Origin of the sequence: Actinomadura sp. (assembly GCF_044508335.1) — a bacterium.
In the GTDB taxonomy this organism is placed as follows: Bacteria; Actinomycetota; Actinomycetes; order Streptosporangiales; family Streptosporangiaceae; genus Spirillospora.
This window is the reverse complement of the sequence record NZ_JBIQHY010000024.1, coordinates 8197-33963: the sequence shown is the minus strand read 5'-3', so window position 1 is coordinate 33963 and position 25767 is coordinate 8197. Positions and strand designations below refer to the sequence as shown.

Sequence of the window (25767 nt, the reverse complement as noted above, 5' to 3'; positions counted from 1 at the left end):
GCGGTCCCCGGCCTCGCGGTGAGGCCGGGGACCGCCGCGTTTCAGCGGCCCTTGCGGTCGCCGCCCGGGAGGCCCTTGTCGAGGCCGGCGCGGCGCAGGGCGTCGGCCATGGCGCCGCCCCCCTGCCCGCCGCGATCCCGGCCGCCGCCGCGCCCGCCGCGCCGGCCCTGGCCCCGGTCCTGCCCGCCGCGGTTCTGCCCGCCGCGATTCTGGCCGCCCCGGTCCTGCCCGCCGCGGTCGCGCTGCTCGCCGCGCCTGCCGCCGCCCTGCCGGCCGGCCCCCTGCCCGCCGCCGCCCTGCCTGCCGCCGCCCTGCCTGCCCGCGCCGGGCTCGTCGTCCAGGCGGAGCGTGAGCGAGATGCGCTTGCGCTGCAGATCGACGTCCAGCACCTTCACCCGGACGATGTCGCCGGGCTTGGCGACATCGCGCGGATCCTCCACGAACTTGTCGGACATGGCGGAGATGTGGACGAGCCCGTCCTGGTGGACGCCGACGTCCACGAACGCGCCGAACGCCGCGACGTTCGTGACGACGCCCTCCAGCAGCATGCCGGGTTCGAGGTCGGCGATCTTGTCGACGCCCTCCTTGAACGCGGCGGTCCGGAACGCCGGGCGCGGGTCGCGGCCGGGCTTCTCCAGCTCGGCGAGGATGTCGGTGACGGTCGGCAGCCCGAAGGCGCCGTCGACGAAGTCGGCGGGCTTCAGCGAGCGCAGCACGGCGGTGTTGCCGATGAGGCCCTTGATGTCCGTGCCGGCCGCGTCCAGGATCCGGCGGACGACGGGGTAGGACTCCGGGTGCACGCTGGAGGCGTCCAGCGGGTCGTCGCCGCCGCGGATGCGCAGGAAGCCGGCGCACTGCTCGAACGCCTTCGGGCCGAGGCGCGGCACGTCCTTCAGCCCGGCGCGGCTGCGGAACGGGCCGTTGGCGTCGCGGTGCGCGACGATGTTCTCCGCGAGGCCCTCGCCGATGCCGGACACGCGGGTGAGCAGCGGCGCGGACGCGGTGTTGACGTCCACGCCGACGGCGTTCACGCAGTCCTCGACGACGGCGTCCAGGGAGCGCGACAGCTTCACCTCGGAGACGTCGTGCTGGTACTGGCCGACGCCGATCGACTTGGGGTCGATCTTGACCAGCTCGGCGAGCGGGTCCTGCAGCCGCCGGGCGATCGACACGGCGCCGCGCAGCGACACGTCCATGCCGGGCAGCTCGCGGCCCGCGTACTCCGACGCCGAGTACACCGACGCGCCCGCCTCCGACACCATGATCTTGGTGAGCTTGAGGTCGGGGTGCCGGGCGATCAGGTCGGCGGCGAGCTTGTCGGTCTCCCGTGACGCGGTGCCGTTGCCGATGGAGACGAGCTCGACCTTGTGCTCGCGGGCCAGCGCGGCGAGCGTCGCGATCGACTGGTCCCACTGCCGCCGCGGCTCGTGCGGGTAGATCGTGTCGGTGGCGACGACCTTGCCGGTGGCGTCCACGACGGCGACCTTCACGCCGGTGCGCAGGCCCGGGTCGAGGCCCATCGTCGCGCGGGACCCGGCGGGCGCGGCGAGCAGCAGGTCGCGCAGGTTCGCGGCGAACACGCGGACCGCCTCGTCCTCGGCCTCCTGCCGCAGCCGGGTCCGCAGGTCGATGCCGAGGTGCACGAGGATCCGGGTGCGCCAGGCCCAGCGGACGGTGTCCGACAGCCACTTGTCGGCCGGGCGGCCCTGGTCGGAGATCTGGAACCGGCGCGCGATCTCCACCTCGTAGGAGCTGCGCGCGGACGGGTCGTCGGCGGCCTCCTCCGGCTCCAGGTCGAGGTCGAGGACCTCTTCCTTCTCGCCCCGGAACAGCGCGAGGACGCGGTGCGAGGGCAGTTTCGCGAACGGCTCGGCGAAGTCGAAGTAGTCGGAGAACTTGGCGCCGCTCTCCTGCTTGCCGTCGCGGACCCGCGAGACCATCCGGCCCTGGTTCCACATGCGCTCGCGCAGCGCGCCGATGAGGTCGGCGTCCTCGGCGAACCGCTCGACGAGGATGGCGCGGGCGCCCTCCAGCGCGGCCGCCTCGTCCGCGACGCCCTTCTCCGCGTCCACGTAGGCGGCGGCCTCGGCGTGCGGGTCGCGGGCGGGGTCGGCCAGCAGCAGCTCGGCGAGCGGTTCAAGGCCGGCCTCGCGGGCGATCTGCGCCTTGGTGCGCCGCTTCGGCTTGTAAGGGAGGTAGATGTCCTCCAGCCGGGCCTTGGAGTCGGCCGTCATGATCTGCGCGCGGAGCTCGTCGGTGAGCTTGCCCTGCGACTCGACCGACTCCAGGATCGCGGCGCGCCGCTCGTCCAGCTCGCGCAGGTAGCGCAGCCGCTCCTCCACGGCGCGGAGCTGCGCGTCGTCGAGCGTTCCGGTCGCCTCCTTGCGGTAGCGGGCGATGAACGGGACGGTCGCCCCGCCGTCGAGCAGGTCCACCGCGACCCGCACCTGCCCCTCGCGGACGCCGATCTCGTCGGCGATGCGCTGGGTGATGGACGGCGTGGACGGCCCGTTCCGGCCGGCGGACGTCTGGCTGATGGTCGCTGTCACAGCTTGGATTCGCTTTCTCCCCTGGGTATCGCCTGTGCATTGTCCAGGGAACTGGTCCGGTTGTCTTGTCACCGCACGAATGAGGGCCGGTCGGGGGACGGGCGGTGGGGCCGGGACCCGCTCCTGGGCACCGCCTGGGAACGGTAGGGCTAACTCCCCCGCGATGCGCGCGGATTCGGGACTTAGCCCTACTGGCCGAGCCGCCGTCCGGCGACACAATGGTCGCACCTGGCGCCGCCGCGGTGGCGGGCGCACGACGGAACCCAGGGGAGGACGGGTGGAGGGCAGCACGCGTTTCATCGGACGGGCCGGCGCGCTCGCCCGGGCGACGTTACTCAACGTCGTCCGCGGGCTGGTGCACATCGTCCTCGCCTATGCGGTGAACCTGCCGCTGTTCATCCTCGGCGTGCTGTCGGTCGTCTTGATCCCGCTGGGCCTCGGGGTGGTGCTGGCGCCGGCGGTGCTGGTCGCGATCCGGACGGTGACGAACCTGCAGCGGAACCTCGCGATGGACTGGCACGGCGTGCGGATCCCGGAGCCCTACCGGCCGGAACCGGCCGACGCGGCCGGCCCGGTCGGGCGGCTGAAGTGGGTGCTGAGCGATCCGGCGACATGGCGCGACCTGCTGTGGTCGCTGCTGAACGTCCCGGTCGCGCTCGTCCTCGGGTTGCTGGCGGCGGGCCTGACCGTGTACGGGCTGGAGGGCGCGTTCGTGGCGTGGTGGGTCGCGCTGCTGGCCGACTACGGCTGGGGGCCCTTCTGGATGATCGGCGACTACGGGACGGCGGGGGTCGCGGGAACGGCCGTCCTCGGCGTCGCGCTGACGGCGCTGTCGGTCCCGCTGGGCGGGATGTTCCTGAAGGCGCACGCCCTGTTCGCCCAGTCGCTCCTCGCGCCGGCCAAGCACGCGCTGGAGGAGCGGGTGCAGCGGCTCACCGAGACCCGTTCGGAGACGGTGGACGCCTCCGCGGCGGAGCTGCGCCGCATCGAGCGCGACCTGCACGACGGCGCGCAGGCCCGGCTGGTGGCGCTCAGCATGAACATCGGGCTCGCCGAGGAGATGATGAAGCACGACCCGGAGACCGCGCAGCGGCTCCTCGCCGAGGCGCGCGAGGCCAGCGGGACGGCGCTGACGGAGCTGCGCGACCTGGTGCGCGGCATCCACCCGCCGGTGCTGGCCGAGCGCGGGCTGGACGGGGCCGTGCGCGCCCTGGCGCTGACCCTGCCGCTGCCGGTGGACGTCCACATCGACCTGCCGGGGCGCGCGGAGGCGCCGGTCGAGTCCGCCGCGTACTTCGCGGTCGCGGAGACGCTCGCCAACGTCGTCAAGCACTCCGGCGCGCGGCGGTCCTGGATCCAGATCGAGCACTCCCGCGGCCGGCTGCTTATGATCGTCGGTGACGACGGGACGGGCGGCGCCGACCCCGGCGCGGGAAGCGGGCTGCGCGGCATCGAGCGCAGGCTCGCGGCCTTCGACGGGACGATGGCCGTGACGAGCCCGCCCGGCGGACCGACCGTCGTGACCATGGAGCTGCCGTGCGCGTTGTCATCGCCGAAGACCTCGCCCTCCTCCGGGACGGGCTGATCCGCCTGCTCGGCGCGTTCGGCTTCGAGGTCGTCGAGGCGGTGGACAACGGGCCGTCGCTGCTGCGGGCCCTCACCGCCCACCGCCCGGACGTCGCGGTCGTGGACGTCCGGCTCCCGCCGACGTTCACCGACGAGGGGCTCAAGGCGGTGCTGGAGGCCCGCAAGGAGGTCCCCGGCCTGCCGGTGCTGGTGCTGTCGCAGCACGTCGAGCAGCTGTACGCGCGCGAGCTGCTGTCCGACAGCCGCGGCGGGATCGGCTACCTGCTGAAGGACCGCGTGTCCGACGTCAAGGTCTTCGTGGAGGCGGTGCGCCGGGTCGCCGGCGGCGGCACCGCGCTCGACCCGGACGTGGTGGCGCAGCTGCTCACCCGGCACGCCCGCGAGGAGCCGCTGCAGCAGCTGACTCCCCGCGAGCGGGAGGTGCTCGGGCTGATGGCGGAGGGCCGGTCGAACGCGGCCATCGCGGCGAAGCTGTTCGTCACCGAGAAGGCGATCAGCAAGCACACCAACAGCATCTTCGGCAAGCTCGGGCTGCCGCCGTCCGAGGACGACAACCGGCGGGTGCTGGCCGTCCTCGCCTATCTGGGCGCCTGACCCGCCGCGCCCGGCCCGCCGCGCCCGGCCCGCCGCGCCTGACCCGCCGCGCCTGACCCGCCGCCCGGCCACCGCCCGGCCCGCCGCCCGGCACCGCCCGGGTCACCGCCGGGTCATCTCGCCCAGGGCGGGACGAGCCGCTCGTCGCCCTGCGGCGCGAGCTCGCACTTGCCGTCGTCCACCACCTGGTCGGGGTCGTAGGCGAGGCAGCCGGCGTGGGCGGCGACGACGGCGGTGAAACCGGTGTCGCCGGTGGTCATCTGGCGGGGCGCGTCGGCCGGGAGGACGACGGTGTCGCCCGGCGCCGCCTCCAGCTTGCGCCCGTCCAGGTCGATGGTCGCGGCGCCGTCCAGGAACGTCCACACCTGCTCGGTGTCGAACGCGTGCAGCGGGCCGGTCCTGCGGGGCAGCATGTCGACGCGCCAGACGGCGATGCCCCCGGTGCCGCCCTGGGTGGGCGTGGCGAGCGTGGTCATCGTGCCGTTCGGGGTGTCCGTGCGGCGGGTCTCGGCGTTGCGGATGAGCGTCATGGGCTCCGATCCCCTAGGTTTAGACAACATGGTTGTCCATATAGTCAATGAGGTTGTCTTTCATGTCAAGCGACGTCCCCGGCTTCGAGCTGCCGCTGCGCCTGTTCCTCGCGTTCCGCGTGATCATCGATGAGCTGCACGCGGAGCTGGCCCGCCAGGGCCATCCCGACCTGCGCCCGATGCACGGCTTCGTCTTCCAGGCCATCGGCCCGGACGGCACGACGGCCGTGGAGCTGGGGCGGCGGCTCGGGGTGTCCAAGCAGGCCGCGGGGAAGATGGTGGAGTCGCTGGAGCGGGCCGGGTACGTGGAGCGCGCCGCCGACCCGCGGGACGCCCGGCGCAAGATCGTCCGGCTGACCGCGCGCGGGACCGACTCGCTCGTCCGTGCCGCGCAGATCTTCGACCGGATCCGGGACGACTGGGTCCGGGCGCTCGGCGCGGACCGCGTCCGGGCCCTGGAGGAGGACCTGCGCCGCATGACCCCGGCCGACCTGTGGCGGCTCGACATGCCCGGCTGGTTCGGGACGGCGTGAACTTTCCCCGACCCGGTGACCGTATGAGTCCAGGCAGTCGCTTAGACCACCCGGAAAGCCGCGCGCGAGCTCTCCGCAAGCCCTTGAACGGCACGTTCCACCCGGTTACCATCCTCCCAATTCTTAGGAAACTTTCCTAAGAATAGAGCGGGGATTCCTGTTTGCTCGGGGGCCGGACGAACGGAGAATCATGTCAAGACCGGGCGGACGGCGGGCCATCGCGCTCGCCGGCGCAGCGACACTGGCGGTGGCCACCGCCCTCCTGACGGCGCCCCCGGCGTCCTCGGCGGGGACGGTGACCGCGACCTGCAAGAAGGGATCCGACTGGGGCACCGGCTTCGACGGCACGTGCACCATCACCAACGGGACCGGCTCGGCGATCAACGGCTGGCGGCTCGAGGCGGACATGCCGTCCGGGACGTCCATCGGCAACGTGTGGGACGCGACGAAGGCCGTCTCCGGGAACCACTACACGTTCACCAACGCGAGCTGGAACGGTACGATCGCGGCCGGCGCCAGCACCAGCTTCGGGTTCGGCGGCAGCGGCCCCGGTTGGTTCACGAGCTGCACGGTCAACGGCGCGTCCTGCGACGGCTCCGGCACCCCCGGCGGCGACACGCAGGCTCCCACGGCCCCCACCGGCCTCCGCTCCACGGGCAAGACCGCCACGAGCGTGTCGCTGGCCTGGAACGCGGCAACCGACAACGTCGGCGTCACCGGCTACGACGTGTACAACGGCGGCGCGAAGGCGGCGTCGGTCACCGGGACGAGCGCCGACATCGGCGGGCTGTCGCCCGAGACCGCCTACACCTTCACCGTCAAGGCGCGCGACGCCGCGGGGAACACCTCACCCGCGTCGGCCTCCCTGTCGGTCACCACCGAGGCGGGCAGCGGCAACCCCGGCGGCGGCGACAAAGTCGTCGGCTACTTCGTCGACTGGGGCGTCTACCAGCGCAACTACCACGTCAAGAACATCGAGACGAGCGGTTCCGCCGGCAAGCTGACGCACATCAACTTCGCGTTCGGCAACGTCACCGGCGGCAGGTGCGCGGTCGGCGACTCCTACGCCGACTACGACAAGGCCTACACCGCCGACCAGAGCGTCGACGGCGTCGCCGACACCTGGGACCAGCCGCTGCGCGGCAGCTTCAACCAGCTGCGCAAGCTGAAGAAGATGCATCCGGGCCTGAAGGTGATCTGGTCGTTCGGCGGCTGGACGTGGTCCGGCGGCTTCGGCCAGGCCGCGCAGAACCCGGCCGCGTTCGCCGAGTCCTGCTACAACCTGGTCGAGGACCCGCGCTGGGCGGACGTGTTCGACGGCATCGACATCGACTGGGAGTACCCGAACGCCTGCGGCCTGTCCTGCGACACCAGCGGGCCGGACGCGCTCTCGAAGGTCCTGTCGGCGCTGCGCGCCAAGTTCGGGTCGGGCAACCTCGTGACGGCCGCCATCACCGCCGACGCCGGCTCCGGCGGCAAGATGGACGTCGCCGACTACGCGGGCGCATCCCGGTACGTCGACTGGTACAACGTGATGACGTACGACTTCTTCGGCGCCTGGGCCCAGCAGGGGCCGACCGCGCCGCACTCGCCGCTCACGTCCTACCCGGGCATCCCGCAGGCCGGGTTCAACAGCGCCGACGCCATCGCCAAGCTCAAGGCGAAGGGCGTCCCGGCGAGCAAGCTGCTGCTCGGCATCGGCTTCTACGGGCGCGGCTGGACGGGCGTCACGCAGTCCGAGCCGGGCGGCACCGCGACCGGGCCCGCGCCCGGCACGTACGAGGCCGGCATCGAGGACTACAAGGTCCTCAAGACCAAGTGCCCCGCCACGGGCACCGTCGCCGGCACGGCCTACGCCAAGTGCGGCAGCGAGTGGTGGAGCTACGACACCCCGTCCACCATCCGCGGGAAGATGGCCTACGCCAAGGACCAGGGCCTCGGCGGCGCCTTCTTCTGGGAGCTCACCGGCGACACCGCGAACGGCGAGCTGATCAGCGCCATGCGCGGCGGGCTCGGCTGAGCCGAGCGCAGAGCGGTCTCGGCTGAGCTGTTCGCAGAAGGGGTACTCCCAGCCCCTCAGACGGCCGAGACGATCGGGCCCCTGACTCAACGGACGCCGGGTCAGGGGCCCGCCCATTCATCTGGGGACCGGTTCATGTGGGGACCGGTTCATCTGGGGACCGGTCATGCGGGGACCAGCCATGCGAGGGACCGGTCATGCGAGGGATCGAGGCGGGCGCCGCGTCAACCGGATGGTTTAATTCGGGCGTGAGCTGCGACGCCGAGGCGACCCGCCGGCGGATCTTCGAGGCCGCCTCCGCCGCGTTCGCCGCCTGCGTCCTCGCCGAGGTCCGCGGGGCCGGCCCCACCGGGGCCGCGCGGTGATCGACGCGGTGCTGTTCGACCTCGACGGGACGCTCCTCGACCACGAGGGGGCGGCGGGCGAGGCGATCGTCCGGCTGTTCCCGGACGTGGACGAGGCGTGGCTCGTCCGGCGCTGGTACGAGCTGACCGAATCGGCGGTCGACCGGTACCTGGCGGGCGAGCTGGACTTCGTCGCCCAGCGCCGCGTCAGGATCGTCACGCTCGCCCGGGAACTGGGGCTCGGCGACTGGGACGACGCCCGCGCCGACGCCTGGCTCGCCGAGTATGTGGCGCTCTATAAGGCGGCGTGGCGCCCGTTCCCGGAGGTGCGGCGGGTGCTGGACGTCCTGGCGGGGCGCGGGCTGCGGCTCGGGGTGATCACCAACGGGGACGCCGCGCAGCAGCGCGCGAAGGTCGAGGCGATCGGCCTCGCGGACGTCCTGCCCTATGTCGTGGCGTCCAGCGAGGCGGGTTCGGCGAAGCCGGCGGCCGGGATATTCCGGACGGCCTGCGCGGGCCTCGGCGTCCCCCCGGACGAGGCCGCCTACGTGGGCGACCGCCTCGTCACCGACGCACAGGGCGCCGCGGCGGCGGGCCTGGCAGGCGTGTGGCTCGACCGCTCCGGCTCCGCGGCGCCGGAGGATCTGACCGTCCCGCGCATCACGACGCTGGAGGCGCTCCCCCGGCTGCTCGGGAGCCGCTGACCCGCGCAGCCCCGCCGCGCCGCTCAGCGCGGGCCTGCGCGGGCCTGCGCGGGCTTGTGCAGGCCGGCCGCGAGCCTCACTCCGTGCGGAGCGCCGCCTGGATCTCCAGGATGATCTGGATCTTCTCCCCCAGGCCGAGCCCGCTGCCGCCGGGGACCTTGGCGGTGTCGCCGACCCCGAACTCCAGCCGGCTGATCTCGCCGGTCGCGGTGAACCCGGCGCGGGCGCCCTTGAACGGGTCGTCCTCCCGGAAGGGGTCGGGGCCGAACCCGCCGATCTCCAGCTTCAGCGGGACCTGCCTGGTCAGGCCGCGCAGCGTCAGCTCCCCGTCCAGGATGTAGTCGCCGCCGTCGGGCCGCACGCCGGTGGAGCGGTACGTCATCGTCGGGTACTTCTCGACGTCCAGGTAGTCGGCGGACCTGACGTGCTCGTCGCGCTTGGCGATGCCGGTGTCGATCGAGGCCAGGTCGATCGTCGCGTTCACGGACGAGTCGAGGGGGTCCTCGCCGGTCACGATCGTCCCCTCGAACGTCCCGAACCGGCCGCGGACCTTGCTGACCATCAGGTGCCTGACGGTGAAGCCGACGTCGGAGTGCAGGGGGTCGATGGTCCAGGTGCCGGCGACGTAGCCCGGGATCTCGACAAGCTCGGCCGTCATGGTGTCTCCTTGGTTATGAATGGTAAGGCGGTTCCGTTCGGTAACCGCACCCATCCTGCGGACACCCGCGGGGCCGGCACAAGAAGGCACTTTTTTCTGCCTCGGTCACCTGGAGATAACCATGGAGCACACTGCGATGAGATGCCGGGCCCGGGAGGTACTCGACCGGGTCGGCGACAAGTGGTCGCTACAGGTGATCGCGCTCCTCGGCGAGCGCACCAAGCGGTTCACCGAACTGAGGCGCGAGATCGAGGGCATCAGCCAGCGGATGCTCACCGTCACGCTGCGCGGCCTGGAACGCGACGGCATCGTCACGCGGACCGTGTACCCCGTGGTACCGCCCCGCGTGGAGTACTCCCTCACCCCCATGGGCGAGACGCTGATGGACGCGGTCAAGACCCTCGTCGGCTGGGCGGAGAGCCACCTGAGCGAGATCGACGCCGCGCGCGCCGCCTACGACGCCCGAGTCCGCGCGGAAGAACCCCTCAAGGCTCGATGAGGCCGCGTCGCGGCGGAATTCGTGTGCCGGCGCTCCGGGCGCCGAGGTAGCTTGGGGCGTGATGGTCATTCACGAGGTGGGACGGCGAGCTAGCCGCGCCGAGCTGGGGAACGAGCAGTCGTGCCCGGCCCGGCTCGGCGGTGTGCGCCGTCATCCCATCGACCTCGTGAGGCCGTCCCATGCGCTCTTCTGACATCCGCGCGACCTTTCTCGACTTCTTCTCCGAGCGCGACCACCGAGTCGTGCCGTCCAGCCCGCTCGTCCCGTCCGACCCGACGCTGCTGCTGACGAACGCGGGCATGAACCAGTTCAAGCCGTACTTCCTCGGCGAGACCGTTCCGGAGCACCCCCGGGCGGTGTCCGTGCAGAAGTGCGCGCGCACGTCCGACATCGAGAACGTGGGCCGCACCACCCGGCACGCGACGTTCTTCGAAATGCTCGGCAACTTCTCCTTCGGCGACTACTTCAAGGCGGAGGCGATCGCCTGGGCGTGGGAGCTGTTCACCCGCCACTACAACCTCGACCCAGAGCGCCTATGGGTCACCGTGTACCTGGACGACGACGAAGCCGAACGGCTCTGGCGGCGGATGGGCGTCCCCTCCTCGCGGATTCAGCGGCTCGGAATGGAGGACAACTACTGGTCGATGGGCGTGCCCGGCCCATGCGGACCGTCCTCCGAACTGCACTACGACCGGGGCCCGTCCTTCGGACGCGAAGGCGGCCCGGCGGTCGACGGCGAGCGCTACCAGGAACTGTGGAACCTCGTCTTCATGCAGAACCTCCGCGGTCCCGGAAAGGACGACTATCCGATCCTGGGCGAGCTGCCCTCCCGCAATATCGACACGGGCCTCGGCCTCGACCGCCTGGCGGCGATATTGCAGGACGTGGACACGGTCTGCGAAACCGACCTGCTCTCCCCGACCTTCTCCCTCGTCCAGGAAATGGCGGGCCGGGCCTATCCCGGCCGCGACGGAAGCGACGACTCGACGTCGTTCCGCGTCGTCACGGAGCACGCCCGCTCGATCGCGTTCCTCATCGCCGACGGCGTGCTGCCGTCCCGCGACGGCCGCGGCTACGTCCTGCGCCGCCTGATGCGCCGCGCGATCCGGCACGCGCGCCGGCTCGGCATCGACCTGGCGCTGCCCGACCTGACGTCCAGCGTGATCGGCGCGCTCTCCGGCACGTGGCCGGAACTGTCCGAGCACTCCGGCCTCATCCGCCAGGTGGTCACGGCCGAGGAGGAGGGCTTCGACCGCACGCTCCGCCAGGGCTCCCGGCTCCTCGACACGGCGATCAGCCGCGCGACCTCGACCATCTCGGGCCGCACCGCGTTCGAACTGCACGACACCTACGGCTTCCCGATCGACCTGACCATCGACGCGGCCCGCTCCGCGGGGCTGACCGTCGACGAGGAGGCGTTCGCGGAACTCCTCGAAGCCCAGCGCCGCCAGGCGCACGAGGCGAGCCGGAACAAGAAGGACGAGGCGGTATCCCGCCGGGATCTCTACCGCCGCGTCACCGCCGAGCGCGGCCGCACCGACTTCGTCGGCTACGACTCCCACTCGGCGGAGACGACCGTGCTGGCGCTCATCGCCCCGCACGGCGAAACCCGCGCCGCGGCCGCAGGCGACGAGATCGACGTGATCCTCTCCCGCAGCCCGTTCTACGCGGAATCGGGCGGCCAGGTCGGCGACACGGGCGAACTGCGCACCTCCACCGCGCGGGCGCGGGTCGTCGACACCCGCCTCGGCCTGGACGGCCTGCACGTCCACACCGTCCGCGTACTGGACGGCGAACTCGTCCCGGGCGACGCGGAAGCGACAGTCGACGCGTCCCGCCGGGAGGCGACCGCGCGCTCGCACAGCGCCACCCACGTCCTGCACGCGATGCTGCGCCGCCTGCTGGGCGACCACGCGACCCAGCGCGGCTCCCGCGTGGAACCGGGCCGCCTGCGCTTCGACTTCACGCACCACTCACCGCTTGAAACGACGCCCCTGCAAACCCTGGTGAACGACTACCTCCTGGACGACCCGTCCGTGCACGTCTGGGAGGCGTCCCGGACAGAGGCCGAAAGGGCGGGCGCCATAGCGCTGTTCGGCGAGAAGTACGGCGACACCGTCCGCATCGTCGACATCGGCGACGCGTCCCGCGAACTGTGCGGCGGCACCCACGTGGGCCACGGCTCGCAGGCGGGCCCCGTCCACATCGTCAGCGAATCCTCGATCGGCACCGGCCTACGCCGCGTCGAGGCGCTCACCGGCGCCGACGCACTCCGCCACTACGACCACGAACACCGCGTCCTCACCGAACTGGCGACGCTCCTGAACGTCCACCCGGATGAGGCCCCCGACCGCCTACGCCGACACCTGCAAACCCTGACCGAAACCCAGAACCAGCTCGACAGACTTCACCAAGCGGAACTGAACACCCACGCACAACGCCTCGCGTCCCATGCCGAGCGCCTACCCAGAGGCTGGCTGGTAGCCCAACTGGTGCCCGAGATGACCGACAAGGACCTCCGCAGCATCGCGACGGGCCTGCTGGACCCGCGCGGCGTCGTCGTCCTGGCCACGGAGTCCGACGGCAAGGCGGTACTGACGGCCGCGGCGGGCGCGGACACCGGCATCAGGGCGCGCGACCTGCTGACCCACGCCGCCCGCGAGGTGGGCGGCGGCGCAGGCGGCAAGGGCCCGATCGCCCACGCGGGCGGCCGCCGCCCCGAGAACCTGCCCAGAGCAATCGCCAAGGCCGCGAAACAAGCCCGCGAACTCCTCAAATAGCAAGAAACCGGGTGCGCCTCACGCGGGCGCACCCGGCCATCCCTTGTCGGGCTGGCGGGATTTGAACCCACGACCCCTGGCACCCAAAGCCAGTGCGCTACCAAACTGCGCTACAGCCCGCACGCCACCGCCGACCGCGATGACGGGAGCAGTCTAGACCCGATCACACTCCGCCCGCTGCGCGCTGCCCACCGGCCACGTCCACCCCGGGAACCCTGTACGCTACGGGATGGCGATCGAGGGCCCACGCGGGCCCTCCATCTGCTCGCGGGCGTAGCTCAATGGTAGAGCCCCAGTCTTCCAAACTGGCTACGCGGGTTCGATTCCCGTCGCCCGCTCTCTCATCTCCCCAGGTCAGAGCCCTGTGGGCCGATCTTGAAAGCCCCTCCCAAGATCATTTGTCAGTTGGCTATGAGGAACAGCAGATCGACGGTGAGGTTCCTCTTGTGTTCGCGTCGATCTCCCCGGCGCACGTTGGTGACCGCGAGTGTCCGCGCTACCGCGCGCAGGGCGCTTCCGTACGGAGTGACCGGAGGCAGACGACCGTACGGTTCTCTTGCCGCGCGGTCGTAGGAGTCGGCGGCCTTGGCCGGTTCGCGGTTGCCAGTGATGTCCGCGGTGACGTGCAGGACGTCAGAGGCCGCCTGAATCGCAGCCGCACCGCCAGCCCGCGGTCGCAAACCGGCGAAGGACGCCTCTTCGCTATCAGATGATGCAGCGACCGTGCCCACCTGCCGACGCAGCGCGGTACGAGGAGGTTCCCCCAGCCCGGCGCGTTCGGCTCGCTCCAGTTCAGCACGCGAAGGTCGGGGCGCCGTCGTCCGGTCCGCGCGGGCGCGGTACGGCACAGCCGGTACGGTTCCTGGACCCTGGGCACGAGGACGCCTCTACGCGTCCTCGTCGCCGTTCAACGCTCGCATGAACCAGTCGAGAGAGCCGGTCTTCTGCGCCTCCTCGGCGAGTCGCTTGGCGGACGCGGTCTGGAGCTGGGCGAGTGAGCTGTCTACCCACGGTTGGGTGTTCTGATTGCCGTGCTCTCGGTACTCGATAGCTTGAATGAGGCACTCGAGCTTGTCCGCGTCACGGGCGCACATCGCCTCGGCGCTGGCCTTGCCTTCGTACTCCGCGACGACACCCGTGATCATTGCGGTGACCACCTCCGGCAAACCGCGGGTCTGGCGCTCGGTGACCTGCTCGTTGGACGCCTTCTTCACATACGGCTTGGCCACATAGGGGATGTCGGTGAGGCGGGTCTCCTGGCTGTCGTGAAAGAGGCTGAGCAGTGCAGCACGCTCGGGGTTGGCCCCCTCCATCGCAGCCAGGACGCTAGCGATGATCGCCGTACGGAGCGAGTGATCGGCGATGCTCTCGGGATCGTTCACGCCCGCTACAAGCCACCCGGTGCGCTTGTAGCGCTTCAGAAGCCCGATCTCGTACAGGAACCCCGCCAACCGCTCCGTCTCGTTCGCCATGCTCACCCTTCTCTCGCTTAACGCCCGTCCGCGATACGTAGACCGTAGAGGACCTCTTCCAGCTCCCGTCGCACCTGGACGGAGACCGCAGCTTCGTCCAGGACCCGCGCTGCCCGTTCCTGCAACCGACCGAGCGTGCCTGGCTCGTCGTGGACGATGGCGGGGCGGTGCTGAAGAAGCGCCCAGACCGTATGAGCGACGACATCGATGTAGACGTTCTTCGGCTCCAGCTTGCCCACCAGATGAGCAAGCAGCTTCGTGCCTCTCCAGGACCGAGTGGGCAACTCGACCATGAACGTGTCGGCTGTCTGCGGCTCGGTGATCTCCCCCAGCCAGTACGCCCAGTAGTTGAGGTTGGCCGTCTCGCACCTGTCGGTCTTCATCGCCTGGCCGATGAACGCTTGAAGCGCCTCGGGGTCTCCCTTGCGAGCAAGGGAGTGCGCTCCGGACCGCACAACAGCCCAGGACAGCGACCAGTCGGCGGATCGTTGAGACCTGCGCTCCTCTTGGCGCTGCATTCCCGCCAGCCATTCCGCCGTCTCTACGGAATCATCGAAGCTCGCGACGTAATGTGCTTGCCTACGAAGCAGCATCCCGTCGACAGTGCCGACATCGGCTCTCTCTGCGGCGCTCTTAAGGTGCTCGAAGAAGTGAGCCCGCTCGTCTACCGCCAAGCGCGGCCCGCTCGAAACCGGACCGCGACGGGAAGATCTACGCGGAACATCGTCCAAGAAGGACGGCCGCTGACCGGACACCGCCCATGAGGTCATGTCAGTGAAGGGCCGCGTGATCACCCATGCGGAGAGCGGATGCTCATCCGGTCGAACCTTCGCTGGTGGAGTACTCAAGACCTGCGCGAGGAAGTGATCAGCCTCAAGCGCCGGCTCGAGTTGAGCGAGCAAGTTCGACTGCGCCCCGAGTCGCAGCAATCGTGCACGAATCGCCAGAAAACTCCCCGTGGGCACGGCGATGAGAGGCCGACGTCCAGACTCCCAGCCCTGCACAGTCGTGAGGTCGACTCCAAGGTCTTCGGCCAGTCCGTCCTGAGTCAATCCGATCGACTCGCGGATGACCTTGAGAAGGTAGCCCGAAATACGACCTTCGCGGGGGCCGCCGTTGAAACCCCGACTGCCAGTCAGGGTTTCTCGTTCACCTGGCGCCATGACTCCATTACCGCCGTCCGTACTCGTACTCGCCGTCAGTTCATCGGCATCAATCAACGCCATAGCGTTAGGAAAAGCTTAACTGAAGATCACTATTCACGCCTCTAGGTAAGAGGGCTCGTAATGTCAACGGATACATCGAAAGCGCTAGAGACGCGCCGGTTGCGCGTCTGGGCGCTCGCCCAGACGCTCAAGTCCCACGGCTATGCGGTGGAGGTGGCCGACTCTGAGCCCTTGCTTGCGATCCCTGCCGCCTTCTCCTCCCCGGTGTTGGTGCGATGCGACCTGCGCGCGATCTGCGGCGGTGAGCCGGACTCACCGCCAAGCACGCGTGCGTCCCGAACTCCTCAGGCGGCAGGCAGACCACCACGAGCAGCAGCCCCATTTCAGAGGTGGCCGCCCCATGAACCCTGCTGGCTACCCACAGCACCTCCCCGCCGACGAGCTGCGCACCACAACCAGCCGGATGGACGCCAAGTCGATCCGCGATGCCGAACTCGGCCGTCTCTCCCGCCAATACGGAGCGATCGTCTGGTGGGGCACTACACCCGTGCGTGGTGGGTCATGCTTCCCGGCCCCGCTGACTCTTGGACGCCGCCACTCTGGCGGCGCTCGAAGGACAGATCATCCGCACGCTGGGGCTCATGCGATGACCAGCAGGCCCAGTCGTCGCGCATTCACCTCAGATCGCCGCTCCGGCGTGAGGGCGATGCGCGGCAGGACGCGGCGGCCTTCACCCCTCGGAAGCCGCCGCGCTGGGCTCCTACCGCCGGCTCATGGAGCAGGAAGTCGTTCCCGAATCGCAGTACTACCTACTGGGCAGACGCGAGATCCCCGAGCGGATCGAGTACCCCGGCAACATCATCTAGCGCGCCGCCGCCCGCACGCGGGCGCGTGACCACGACCACGACCAACTGCCGGGGGCTCCAAGCCCCTCCACACGGTCTAGCGACAAGGCCGCGCCTCGGTCGATCGCCGATCCAACGGACATTGCTCTCCAGCAGTCCGCACCGCAAGCCGGTAGTGGCACGCGGCAGGACGGCCTCCCGGGCGCTTGCCCCGCCCCACGAAAAGCCCTCCGGCCCAGGTCAACAGACGCGCACCCGGGCCGCGAGAACCAACCACGATGCGCGTCGGAGGTGCACATGACCCTCGTTTCCGACCCGGTTGTCGCCACCAAAGATCCACGCGGCCTCGTCACAGCCGAACTGTTCGACCAGATGGTGAACGACGTGGTGATCTTTGACAAGGTCACCCGTCCCTACGCCGAGCGCGGCGTCGAGCAGTTCCTCGTCTGTGCTCGGCGCGGTCACGGCGCACACCGGCCCCATCCGACGGGTCGAGCCCGCGCCCGCCGGCAACCACGCCGACATCGCCGCGACCATCCACACCGCGGACGGTCGGCTGTTCGTCAAGGCCGCACGCAAGACCGCGCCCGACACCGACGGCCCGGAAGTCCGGTCGCTACGCTGGGAAGCCGCGATCAACCCCCACGTCACCCAGTACGCCCCCCGCCTCCACTGGACCGTGGAGGCGGGCGGGTGGCTCGTCCTGGCCTTCGAACACGTCCAAGCCCGGCACGCGGACTACACCCCTGGCTCACCCGACCTGGACATACTCGCCAAGATCATCGACAGCCTGCAGGCACACCCCCTCCCCGACGTGCTGGAACGCAAGCGCATCGAGCGCCGCTGGGAATCGATGGGCGACACGACCCCACTGGCCGGCACCACCCTGCTGCACGCCGACCTCAACCCTGCCAACGTCCTACTCGGCGACAACGACACCGCCTACGTCGTGGACTGGACCTTCGCCGGACGCGGCGCCGCCTTCCTCGAGTTGGCACTCCTCATCCCCTGGCTACTCAAGGCCGGCCACACCCCGACCGAAGCAGAACACTGGGCCTCACGGTTCCCCGCCTGGACGACCACCGCCCCAGCCATAATCGACGTGTTCGCCCGCGCCTTCGCCGACAAATGGCAAGCCAACCTCGCCACCAACAACGAGCCCTGGGCGCTCGAACATGCGACCGCAGCCCAGATGTGGGCGTCGCACCGATACGCCCACTCTTCTTCCACCTGACTAAAATCTCAAAGCGCGGCCACAACAGGGTGTGCAAAGGCCTTCGAAAAGGATATCTTCCGACGAGTCAAATAACATTAGGTCACCTCGATGTAAGCCACCGGCACCCCGGCACTTCACCGCCGTTTTCCTCGGCTAAACGGTGTGCCGACGTATACACGACTAAGCGGTCGCGAATCTTCGGCGGAGGTGATCTAGCCTCTTCCAAACTGGCTACGCGGGTTCGATTCCCGTCGCCCGCTCCCACTGCGGAGGCCCAGGTAGGAACCCTGTTTCCCACCTGGGCCTTGCTCTTTCTCATGATCGCTAAGGCTTCCGTGCCCGTTGCGTGCCCGATCGTTTCGGCGTGCCCTTGTCACTCTTGTCACTGGCCCGAGCCACCTTGCACGCCTCCCCGATCACCCTGTCTCGATCTTGGCTTGCATGCTGGTAGATCAGCGCCGCCCGCGTCGAGGCATGGCCCATGCGGGACATCAGCTCCTTGATGCTCCCGCAACGGGCTCGACTCAAATGATCGCTCGTGACGGTCAACGGCTGCCGAGCTCCCGAAACTTTGCGTCGAACCGCACTCCGAGCCACTCGCGTGTAGCAGCGAGTATTACGTCAACGCTCCGCTTTGCGGTGGTGATTTCGCCAAGCCAGACGCCCCTGTTCACGCCGAGAACCTGCCCGAAGCGTTCAACCAACGGCTCGGACCGATAGGGTGAGTCGGCATAGAGTATTGCCGTCAGCGATGTGACCACAAGCCGTTTTCCCCTTAAGCCGATTTGCTGACGAAATACTGCCACCTTGTATACTTCTCGCCAAGGAACGGCTAGTCGCCGGCCGTCCAGGGCGAGGGTGAAGCCCTCACTGTCCAGCGTGGCCGGCGACGCCGCAGCGGCACGCCCCTTAAAACCCCGAATGGCGTTCGCCAGATGCAAAGGCCCCAGGCCGGCCCCCAGAATCAGCACCGGCAGACCAACAAATGACCCGCCGATCATTGCTACCAGACCGACAGCTATGAACAGTGCAGCCGCTGCGGCGCCGATCACTCCGAAGAACAGCTTCGCGTCCGACCCCGAACTGCGACCAAGTTGGATACGGCCTGCCCGAAAATCATTCATGATCGACAACCGCCGGTGAACGCTTGAGTGAAGTAAACTCGCTTCCCGCGACCGGGAAACATGACCATAAAAATACACTCTCTTGAGTGGATTCCGCTAGCGCCCCTTTTTCATCCGGCTGCCGCGTTCAACGCTGAACTACCTGGCCGAAGTGATCCGGCGGCGCCCAGGCCGCCGCGCGGCCCCGCGCATCGCGGCGCGTCCGCCGACCCCGCCCCGTCCTGTCACCACGGGGCCGCGCCGACGCTACAGGCAATGGCCAAGGCACCGCTCGACGCGGGCACGTACATCGGAACCCAGCTCACCCGCCAGAGCCGTCATCTCCGCCCGCTCAGCTTCGGTGAGGGACCGGTCTTCCTCCGCCAGCCAGTCCGCAACCGATTCGATCGCCAGGCCGTACTCAGCGTGCTTGAGGAAGTCCATGCCCCAGGCGAGTTGGTCGTCAGTCAGCCGATCCGCCACCAGATGCAACAGCGCCGCCATGCGCATCTCCCATGCACGGACGGCGGTGTAGTCCTCGTGCCTGCGGTACGAGCCCATGAGGCATCCCTATCGGCATCACGCGCCACCTCCAAGGGGCTGAGGTGTGCCGTCGGTTGAGCTAAAGGATGCGGGGCTCCCCCGACTCCGCGCTATCAAGGATGGCGGCGGGGACCGGTCCCCACCCGACCCGCAACTCGACGCCGTCGCCGGCTAGGACACGCGGACGAGGAACCGGCTACCTCCAACGTGCTCCATGACCACACGAGGGCGCTGGCCCCGGTGTGTCTCCCGCAAGCCAGGTGGGGGCCACCACCTGGTTTGCGGGAGGAGCATTGGCGTGCCCGGCGGCGGGCCGCCCCCTAGGAGGCACGCGTCCACCTGGGCGGTCAGTCCCGCCGCCGGAGTGGGTTCGGCGGGCCGTGGGCGCGGTCGACGGATCCCGGTCTCGCCATTTTTCATTTGTTTCACGCGTGCCACCAGCGCATTTCATGGTGCTTCCACATTGTTCTGGGCAGTCGCGTGTGTTGCAGGTATAGAAGTCACATGCACGAATGCGTCATACCTGCATGCCGCCGATGAGGGCTGCGCAGCACCTCATTCCGGGGCGGGCGAAGTGGCCGATCGTCGAGACGGCCGGTGGATCGTCACCGCGTATGACGGGCTTCCATCAGGGATCGGTCGGAGGCGCCGCCCTGGCATTGATCGACGCCTCACACGGAAAGGATGGATCATGTCCGATCATCCGCGGGGTGACGGCCGCCGGCGAGCGGTGATCGCCGCCATCGCCGCCGCCTGTCTCGCCGCCGCCGGCCTGGTCGTCGGCGGCCAGGCGAGCGCCGGCACGCTGTCCGGCACCCTCTACCGCGATCCGGACTCGCAGGTCGTTCGGTGGGTCGCGGCCAACCCGAACGACTCACGGACACCTGTCATCCGCGACAGGATCGCCAGCCAGCCGCAGGCGCGCTGGATGTCGGTGTTCAGGCCGGACACCGTGACATCGGAGGTCTCGTCGTTCGTCAACGCGGCGAGCGCGGCGAACCAGACTCCCGTGCTCTCGGTGTACGAGATCACCAACCGCGACTGCGGCGGCGCAAGCGCCGGCGGCGCCCCCGACCTCGGCCAGTACCAGCAGTGGATCTCGCGGTTCGCGCAGGGCCTGAGCGGCCGTCCGGCCATCATCATCCTGGAGACCGACGCGCTCGCGCTGCAGACCTGCCTGGACGGCTCCGAGCTCGCGGCGCGCAACCAGGCGCTCACCCAGGCGGTGCAGACGATCAAAGGCGCCGACCCGAACGCGAAGGTCTATCTCGACGGCGGCCACTCGGCCTGGAACTCCGCCGCCGAGCAGGGCAGCCGGCTGAAGGCCGCCGGTGTCCAGTACGCCGACGGCTTCTTCACCAATGTGTCGAACTTCCAGCCGCTGTCGAGCGAGGCGGCGTACGGCCGGTCGATCATCTCCTACCTGCAGTCCCAGGGCATATCCGGCAAACACCAGGTCATCGACACCAGCCGCAACGGCGGGTCCCCCGGCGCCCAGGGCGACTGGTGCGCCGACGACAACACCGACCACACCATCGGCACCTACCCGACCCTCGACACCGGCGACCAGAACATCGACGGCTACCTGTGGGTCAAGCCGCCGGGCGAGGCGGACGGCTGCGCCTACTCGGCCGGGTCCTTCGTCCCCGACCTCGCCTACAACCTCGCGCGCAACGCGCCCGACCCGCCTACCTCGTCCGACCCCTCGACTCCCCCGCCGGGCGGTGACGCCTGCACGGCGACCTACCAGACGGTGAACTCCTGGGGAGGCGGCTTCCAAGGTCAGGTCACCGTCACCGCCGGAGCCTCCGCGATCAACGGCTGGAAGCTGACCTTCTCGCTGCCCAGCGGCGTTTCGATCAACCAGCTCTGGAACGGGACGCTGACCACCAGCGGGTCCACCGCCACCGTCACCAACACCTCGTGGAACGGCTCACTCGCCCCCGGCGCGTCCGTCGAGGTCGGCTTCACCGCCACCGGTACGGCCACATCGCTCAGCCCCACCTGCACCTCATCGTGAACGGCGCACCGAGTCTCACGGTGTGACTGCCCCGGCGCCCCGGTCTGGTACAGCGTCTACCGGACCGGGGCGCTTCGGTCTCATCGGCACACGTCGCCGCGGGGTGCGCGGGCTGAGGACTCGCGGCCCGACTCGTGGGGACCTTGGTCCGTGGGCGCGGGGGGCGGGCGGGCTCACGCTGAAGGCAGCCGGCGAGCGGTCGCCGCGCCGCACCTCTTGGAGGGACCATGCAGACCAAAGTCGAGGAGGTCATGACGACCGGGGTGTTCGCCGTCTCGGAGCGCGCCTCGTTCAAGGAGATCGTCAACGAGCTGCGACTGCACGGCGTGGACGCCGTCCCGGTGCTGCGGGAGGACGGGACGGTCTCCGGGCTGGTGTCGTCCACCGACCTGCTGCTCAAGGAGGCCGACCCCAACGCCGCCGAGGCTCCGCATCCGTTCGCCGGGCCGCGGCGCCGCCGGGAGCTGCGCAAGGCGGCCGGCACGACGGCGGCCGACCTGATGACGGCGCCCGCCGTCACGATCACCCCCGGCGCGAGCGTGGAGGAGGCGGCCGGGCTGATGCGCCGCAGGCGCGTGAGCCGGCTCCCCGTCGTGGACGCCGATACCGGGCGGCTCGTCGGCATCGTCAGCCGCGCCGACGTCCTGCGCGTGTACAGCCGCCCCGACGAGCAGATCCGCCGGGACGTCCTGGACGAGGCGGTCGCCCGCCGTTTCGGGGCGGAGGCCAAGGGCTGCGCCGTCACGGTGACCGACGGCCGGGTGACGGTCCAGGGCACGGTCGCCCGCCGGTCGATCGTCCCGGCGCTGCTGCACGGCATCCGCCGCGTCGAGGGCGTCGTGTCGGCCGAGGCGCAGGTGGGGTGGGAGGTCGACGACACCTACGCCGGCCGGCACGCCTAGCGCAGCTCGGCCAGGGCGGCGGTGTACAGGTGGGCCGGGTCGGTCGCCAGGGTGCGGGACGTCCAGCCGGGGATCGGTGCCACGTCCCGTATCCAGGGGCGCAGCCGGGCGTAGACCTCCAGCGCGTCCGAAGGGCGTGTCTCCGGGGCCTTGGACAGCAGCTCGTCCACCAGGGCGGCGAGTTCGGCGGGGACGTCGGGCAGCGGCGGAGGCGGTTCCGACTGGCTGCGGGTGATCTCCTCGACGATGTGCTGCGACTCGAACGGCCGCGACCCGGCGAGCAGCTCGTACAGCAGGCAGCCGACGGCGTACAGGTCGCTGGCGCGGCTGGCCTCCTCGCCGCGCAGCAGTTCGGGCGCCATGTACCGCGCCGTGCCGGGGACCTGGCCGGTCTGGGTGATGCGGGAGAACTCGCCGCCGGTCGAGGTCGCCAGCCCGAAGTCGATCAGCTTGACCGCTCCGTCCGGGCAGAGCATGAGGTTCTCCGGTTTGACGTCCCGGTGGATCAGGTCCACGGAGTGGGCGGCGGCCAGCACCGCGCACGCCTGGGCGCCGATGAAGGCGGCCCAGGAGGCGGGCAGCGAGCCGTGCTCGTCGAGGAGTTTGCCGACCGAGTCGCCCGGCAGCCACTCCATGATCAGGAACAGGTCTTCGTCCTGGCCGAAGTCGTAGACGGCGGGGACGCCCGGGTGGGTGAGCCGGGCGGTGATCCGCGCCTCGCGGTGGAAGCGGCGGCGCAGTTCCCGGTCGTCGTCCGGCACCCCGATCAGCTTGATCGCGACGGGGCGGTTGAGCCGCAGGTCGGTGCCGGTCCAGACCTCCCCCATGCCGCCGCGTCCGATGGGCGAGGTGACCCGGTACCGGCCGGCGATGTCCCTCACGGCAGGAACTCGCTCTTCGTCCCGTGCCAGGTGATGACGGCGTTGTCGCGCGCCCGGGTGACGGCGACGAACAGCAGGGAGCGGGCGGTGCGCAGGTCGCGGCGGTAGCGCAGCGGGTCGTCCTCGCGGAACCGGGTGATCCGGGCGGCGGGGACGAGGCCCTCGGCGACCCCGGCGATGATCATGTTCTGGTATTCGAGGCCCTTGAACCGGTGCATGGTGCCGACGTGGACGGGCGCCTCGACGTACCGGGGGCCGTCGGCGGTGATGGCGCAGGCGACGATGCCCTCCTTGGCGAGGCGGGCCTCGACGTCGGCGACCATGCGGCGTTCGGGGACGCACACCGCGGTCGAGTCGCCGTCCCACGCCCTGACCTGCTCGACGATGCCGTCGAGTTCGGCGTCCCAGGTGGGGAAGCCGCGCAGTTCGGGGACGGCGCCGCGCAGCACCGACCGGTAGCCGGCGAGGTCGTCGCGGCCGTCGTCCAGGTCGTCCCACTGCTCCCCGCCGAGGACGCGGACGGCGGTGCTGAGGATCTCGTGGGTGGTGCGGTAGCTGAGCGTCAGCCGGGACGACCGGCCGCGGATCGCGATGCCGAGGTTGCCGAGCGACACGTGGTTGCCGTAGATGCGCTGGTGGGTGTCGCCGGTGATGAACATGTCGTTCGGGCCCGGGTCGACCATCGCGCGCAGCATCCGCCAGTGCGCGGCGGACAGGTCCTGCGCCTCGTCGACGACGACGTGCCGGTAGCGGGGGCGCAGCCGCATGCCGGACTCGTCCTGCAGCTTCGGCGAGTCGGCCTGCCGCGCCCGGTACGCGGCGCGGTCCCGGGCGCGGGCCGCCTCGATCTGCGCGGCCCGCTCGGTGACCTGCCGGAGCGTCGACAGGTTGTTGTTCTCCAGCCGCATCACGTACCGCTCGGTGAGGTTCCAGATCCGCTTGCGGTCGGCGCGGTTGAGGGGGCGGCCCCGCCCGGCGCGGCGGGCCCGGAAGTACTCGGCCTGCGTCCGCAGCCCCTGCCCGAGGATCACCTGCGACCATTCCTCGTGCAGGAACCCCGCGTCCCAGCGGGTCTCGTTCTCCTCCGCGAGCAGGTCGTCCCACTCCTTGCGGGCCTTCTCGTCGTCGAGGCGGCGGCGCGTCCGGCCCCGCTCGGTCTCCGCGACGATCTCGCTGGCGAGCTTGTCCACGTTGGTGATGTGGACGCGCGCGGCCACCTCCTCCCCCGCGAGGGCGATGAGCCGCTGTTCGAGGTCGGCGGCCAGGTTCTTGTTGAACGTGGTGAGGAGGACGGCCTTGCCGCCGCCGGCGGGAAGCCGCTCCACGAGGTGCTTGACGCGGTGCAGCGCGACGATCGTCTTGCCGGTGCCGGGTCCGCCGCTGACGCGCGCCGGGCCGGTGTAGTCCTTCTCGACGAGCTTGCGCTGCGTCGGGTGCAGGTACACCTTCCAGCGGCCGAAGTCGCCCTGTTCGAGCACCTCGCGCAGGTCGGCGTCGGCGGTGGTGACGGCCGTGGCGGGACGGGCGAGGGCCGCCGCGTAGTCGTCGGTGTCGACCTCGTCCTCGGCGGCGACGGGCGCGGTCACCTGTTCCAGGACGTCTTCGGGGGACGCGCCGTCGTGCAGCGCGAGCAGCACCTCCCCGGTCAGCTGCGGCGCGTAGGACACGAGCCCGAGCAGCTCGTCCTCGGTCGTGATCTTCGCGATGAGCGGCAGCAGCGGCTCGGCGACGCCGAGGTCGAGGAGCTGCTCGGACGGGTACGCGGCGAACAGCGGCGCCGCCTCCACCGGTTCCGGCGAGGGCGCGGGCTCCGGCGAGGGCGCGGGCTCGGGCGCGGGCGCGGGTTCCGCGTGCCCGTTGCCGGCGACGACCTCTTCCGCCACGACGAGGTCGAGGAACTCGATGCCGCCCGTGACCGGGTTGATCTGGTACCGGTACCGGTCGAGGTGGTCGTACACCTCGCCGCGCGGCTTGACCGCGACGAGGATGTACTCGGTGCCGCCGGCGTGCAGCAGCAGCGCCCGGTAGTCGTCGTTGACGCGCGCCGAGTACAGCTGCGAGTTCTTCAGCTGCTTGAACCGAAGCCCCTTGTTGCGGGGGTCGGTGCGGAACTTGTGCTGGAAGTCGTAGATCGCGCCCTTCACCGACCGCGGGAGCTTCAGGATCTCCTTCTCGGCCCGGTCGAGCAGCCGCAGCGTCGCCCCGCTCACTTCGCTTCCTCGTTTCGTTCGGCCAGTCGTTCGGCGAGTTCCTCGTAGGTCCATTCAGCCGCCGGACGGACCTCCCAGCCCGCCTCCGCGAACGCGGTGTCGCGCCGCCGCGCCTCCTCGTCGTCGCCGGCGAGGACGATGGCGACCTTGCGGTCCGGCCAGGCGATCTCGGCCTGCCATCCTTGTTCGCCCAGTTCGTAGCCGACCGCGTCGGCCGGCGGGGTGGGGAAGTCCCCGGCGTCGCGGGCGAAGGCGGCGAGGCCGCGTACGAACGCGGCCAGGCCGGGCTCCTCGGGGTCGATCAGGTCGAGCACGTTCACCCAGCTGTCGGTCAGCACCGTCGGCTCCGCCGCCGGTCCGGGCCCGGCCGCGTCGACGCGCGTCGGCGCGGGCTGCTCCGGGACGGGCGTCGAAGCCGGGCCGGCCGGAGACGGGCCAGCCGGAGACGGGACGGCCGGAGACGGGACGGCCGGAGCCGCGCCGGCCGGAGGCGGGCCGGCCGGGGCGGGTTCCGGGGCCGTCTTCGACTCGTCCCGCAGGCCCTCGTCCCGCAGGTCTCCGTCCCGCAAGCCTCCGTCCCGCAAGTTCTCGTCCCGCAGATCCTCGTCCCG

21 protein-coding genes, 2 tRNA genes and 1 pseudogene are annotated in these 25767 nt (G+C 70.4%); 11 read left to right on the top strand and 13 right to left on the bottom strand.

Annotated elements, in window-relative coordinates; translation table 11 throughout:
* Positions 1 to 41 precede the first annotated feature (41 nt).
* Entirely contained in the window at positions 42 to 2549 is a 2508-nt protein-coding gene (locus ACIWVC_RS11825; protein WP_396454138.1) for a Tex family protein, read from the bottom strand.
* 277 nt (positions 2550 to 2826) lie between these two features.
* Between ACIWVC_RS11825 and ACIWVC_RS11820 the strand changes: the two genes are divergently transcribed.
* Entirely contained in the window at positions 2827 to 4134 is a 1308-nt protein-coding gene (locus tag ACIWVC_RS11820) for a sensor histidine kinase (protein WP_396450371.1), read from the top strand.
* On the top strand, positions 4086 to 4730 hold the full coding sequence (locus ACIWVC_RS11815; RefSeq protein ID WP_396450369.1) for a LuxR C-terminal-related transcriptional regulator: 645 nt from the start codon (positions 4086 to 4088) through the stop codon (positions 4728 to 4730). Before ACIWVC_RS11820 ends, ACIWVC_RS11815 begins: the two co-directional genes overlap by 49 nt.
* 113 nt (positions 4731 to 4843) lie before the next feature.
* On the opposite strand, the gene ACIWVC_RS11810 is transcribed toward ACIWVC_RS11815, so the two are convergent.
* Positions 4844 to 5260 (bottom strand): cupin domain-containing protein, encoded by a 417-nt coding sequence (locus ACIWVC_RS11810; RefSeq protein ID WP_396450367.1) that lies wholly within the window; start codon positions 5258 to 5260, stop codon positions 4844 to 4846.
* A 62-nt stretch (positions 5261 to 5322) separates the two neighbouring features.
* Here ACIWVC_RS11810 and ACIWVC_RS11805 point away from each other — a divergent pair, with 62 nt between their 5' ends.
* The 3 genes from ACIWVC_RS11805 to ACIWVC_RS11795 all read left to right on the top strand — a co-directional run bounded on the left by ACIWVC_RS11805 (position 5323) and on the right by ACIWVC_RS11795 (position 8861).
* The gene (locus ACIWVC_RS11805; protein WP_396450365.1) at positions 5323 to 5793 is read left to right on the top strand and encodes a MarR family winged helix-turn-helix transcriptional regulator; all 471 of its coding nucleotides are present in this window, start codon (positions 5323 to 5325) and stop codon (positions 5791 to 5793) included.
* Positions 5794 to 5983: 190 nt separating this feature from the next.
* The gene (locus ACIWVC_RS11800) at positions 5984 to 7813 is read left to right on the top strand and encodes a glycosyl hydrolase family 18 protein (protein WP_396450363.1); all 1830 of its coding nucleotides are present in this window, start codon (positions 5984 to 5986) and stop codon (positions 7811 to 7813) included.
* A gap of 361 nt (positions 7814 to 8174) precedes the next feature.
* Positions 8175 to 8861 carry an HAD family hydrolase gene (locus ACIWVC_RS11795; RefSeq protein ID WP_396450361.1) on the top strand — a complete coding sequence of 229 codons (687 nt, stop codon included), beginning with the start codon at positions 8175 to 8177 and terminating at the stop codon, positions 8859 to 8861.
* A 76-nt stretch (positions 8862 to 8937) separates the two neighbouring features.
* Here ACIWVC_RS11795 and ACIWVC_RS11790 read toward each other — a convergent pair whose 3' ends face one another.
* Complete coding sequence (locus ACIWVC_RS11790; RefSeq protein ID WP_396450359.1) at positions 8938 to 9519, bottom strand: YceI family protein; 582 nt, start codon at positions 9517 to 9519, stop codon at positions 8938 to 8940.
* Between the two features lie 136 nt (positions 9520 to 9655).
* Here ACIWVC_RS11790 and ACIWVC_RS11785 point away from each other — a divergent pair, with 136 nt between their 5' ends.
* Both ACIWVC_RS11785 and alaS read left to right on the top strand, forming a co-directional pair.
* The gene (locus ACIWVC_RS11785; protein WP_396450357.1) at positions 9656 to 10018 is read left to right on the top strand and encodes a winged helix-turn-helix transcriptional regulator; all 363 of its coding nucleotides are present in this window, start codon (positions 9656 to 9658) and stop codon (positions 10016 to 10018) included.
* A gap of 179 nt (positions 10019 to 10197) precedes the next feature.
* Entirely contained in the window at positions 10198 to 12798 is a 2601-nt protein-coding gene (gene alaS / locus ACIWVC_RS11780; RefSeq protein ID WP_396454137.1) for an alanine--tRNA ligase, read from the top strand.
* Positions 12799 to 12844: 46 nt separating this feature from the next.
* Here the strand turns inward: alaS and ACIWVC_RS11775 are convergent.
* Positions 12845 to 12918 (bottom strand) — tRNA-Pro (locus ACIWVC_RS11775).
* 147 nt (positions 12919 to 13065) lie between these two features.
* On the opposite strand from ACIWVC_RS11775, the gene ACIWVC_RS11770 reads away from it, so the two are divergent.
* Positions 13066 to 13136: transfer RNA gene (locus ACIWVC_RS11770), tRNA-Gly, on the top strand.
* A gap of 63 nt (positions 13137 to 13199) precedes the next feature.
* Here ACIWVC_RS11770 and ACIWVC_RS11765 read toward each other — a convergent pair.
* From ACIWVC_RS11765 to ACIWVC_RS11750, 4 genes are all read right to left on the bottom strand, one after another.
* On the bottom strand, positions 13200 to 13529 hold the full coding sequence (locus ACIWVC_RS11765) for a hypothetical protein (RefSeq protein ID WP_396451295.1): 330 nt from the start codon (positions 13527 to 13529) through the stop codon (positions 13200 to 13202).
* 156 nt (positions 13530 to 13685) lie between these two features.
* A complete protein-coding gene (locus ACIWVC_RS11760) occupies positions 13686 to 14270 on the bottom strand; it encodes an HD family hydrolase (RefSeq protein ID WP_396451297.1) in 585 nt (194 codons plus the stop codon).
* 17 nt (positions 14271 to 14287) lie between these two features.
* Complete coding sequence (locus ACIWVC_RS11755; RefSeq protein WP_396451299.1) at positions 14288 to 15496, bottom strand: helix-turn-helix domain-containing protein; 1209 nt, start codon at positions 15494 to 15496, stop codon at positions 14288 to 14290.
* A 1025-nt stretch (positions 15497 to 16521) separates the two neighbouring features.
* Positions 16522 to 16746 (bottom strand): hypothetical protein, encoded by a 225-nt coding sequence (locus tag ACIWVC_RS11750; protein ID WP_396451301.1) that lies wholly within the window; start codon positions 16744 to 16746, stop codon positions 16522 to 16524.
* On the opposite strand from ACIWVC_RS11750, the gene ACIWVC_RS11745 reads away from it, so the two are divergent.
* Positions 16730 to 17515: a phosphotransferase family protein gene (locus ACIWVC_RS11745; RefSeq protein ID WP_396451303.1), complete on the top strand. Its 786-nt coding sequence runs from the start codon at positions 16730 to 16732 to the stop codon at positions 17513 to 17515. The genes ACIWVC_RS11750 and ACIWVC_RS11745 overlap by 17 nt on opposite strands.
* 527 nt (positions 17516 to 18042) lie before the next feature.
* Here the strand turns inward: ACIWVC_RS11745 and ACIWVC_RS11740 are convergent.
* A complete protein-coding gene (locus tag ACIWVC_RS11740) occupies positions 18043 to 18630 on the bottom strand; it encodes a hypothetical protein (RefSeq protein WP_396454136.1) in 588 nt (195 codons plus the stop codon).
* 237 nt (positions 18631 to 18867) lie between these two features.
* Entirely contained in the window at positions 18868 to 19161 is a 294-nt protein-coding gene (locus ACIWVC_RS11735) for a MafI family immunity protein (RefSeq protein ID WP_396451307.1), read from the bottom strand.
* A 673-nt stretch (positions 19162 to 19834) separates the two neighbouring features.
* On the opposite strand from ACIWVC_RS11735, the gene ACIWVC_RS11730 reads away from it, so the two are divergent.
* Both ACIWVC_RS11730 and ACIWVC_RS11725 read left to right on the top strand, forming a co-directional pair.
* Positions 19835 to 21163 carry a glycoside hydrolase family 6 protein gene (locus tag ACIWVC_RS11730; protein WP_396454135.1) on the top strand — a complete coding sequence of 443 codons (1329 nt, stop codon included), beginning with the start codon at positions 19835 to 19837 and terminating at the stop codon, positions 21161 to 21163.
* Between the two features lie 227 nt (positions 21164 to 21390).
* Complete coding sequence (locus ACIWVC_RS11725) at positions 21391 to 22065, top strand: CBS domain-containing protein (protein ID WP_396454134.1); 675 nt, start codon at positions 21391 to 21393, stop codon at positions 22063 to 22065.
* Here the strand turns inward: ACIWVC_RS11725 and ACIWVC_RS11720 are convergent.
* The 3 genes and pseudogenes from ACIWVC_RS11720 to ACIWVC_RS11710 form a co-directional block, all read right to left on the bottom strand.
* Entirely contained in the window at positions 22062 to 22946 is an 885-nt protein-coding gene (locus tag ACIWVC_RS11720; protein WP_396454133.1) for a serine/threonine-protein kinase, read from the bottom strand. The genes ACIWVC_RS11725 and ACIWVC_RS11720 overlap by 4 nt on opposite strands.
* Positions 22943 to 25156, bottom strand: a complete 2214-nt coding sequence (locus tag ACIWVC_RS11715; protein ID WP_396454132.1) for a UvrD-helicase domain-containing protein — start codon at positions 25154 to 25156, stop codon at positions 22943 to 22945. Before ACIWVC_RS11715 ends, ACIWVC_RS11720 begins: the two co-directional genes overlap by 4 nt.
* Positions 25153 to 25767, bottom strand: a pseudogene (locus tag ACIWVC_RS11710) (hypothetical protein); the annotation flags it as partial. The gene ACIWVC_RS11715 and the pseudogene ACIWVC_RS11710, both read right to left, overlap by 4 nt.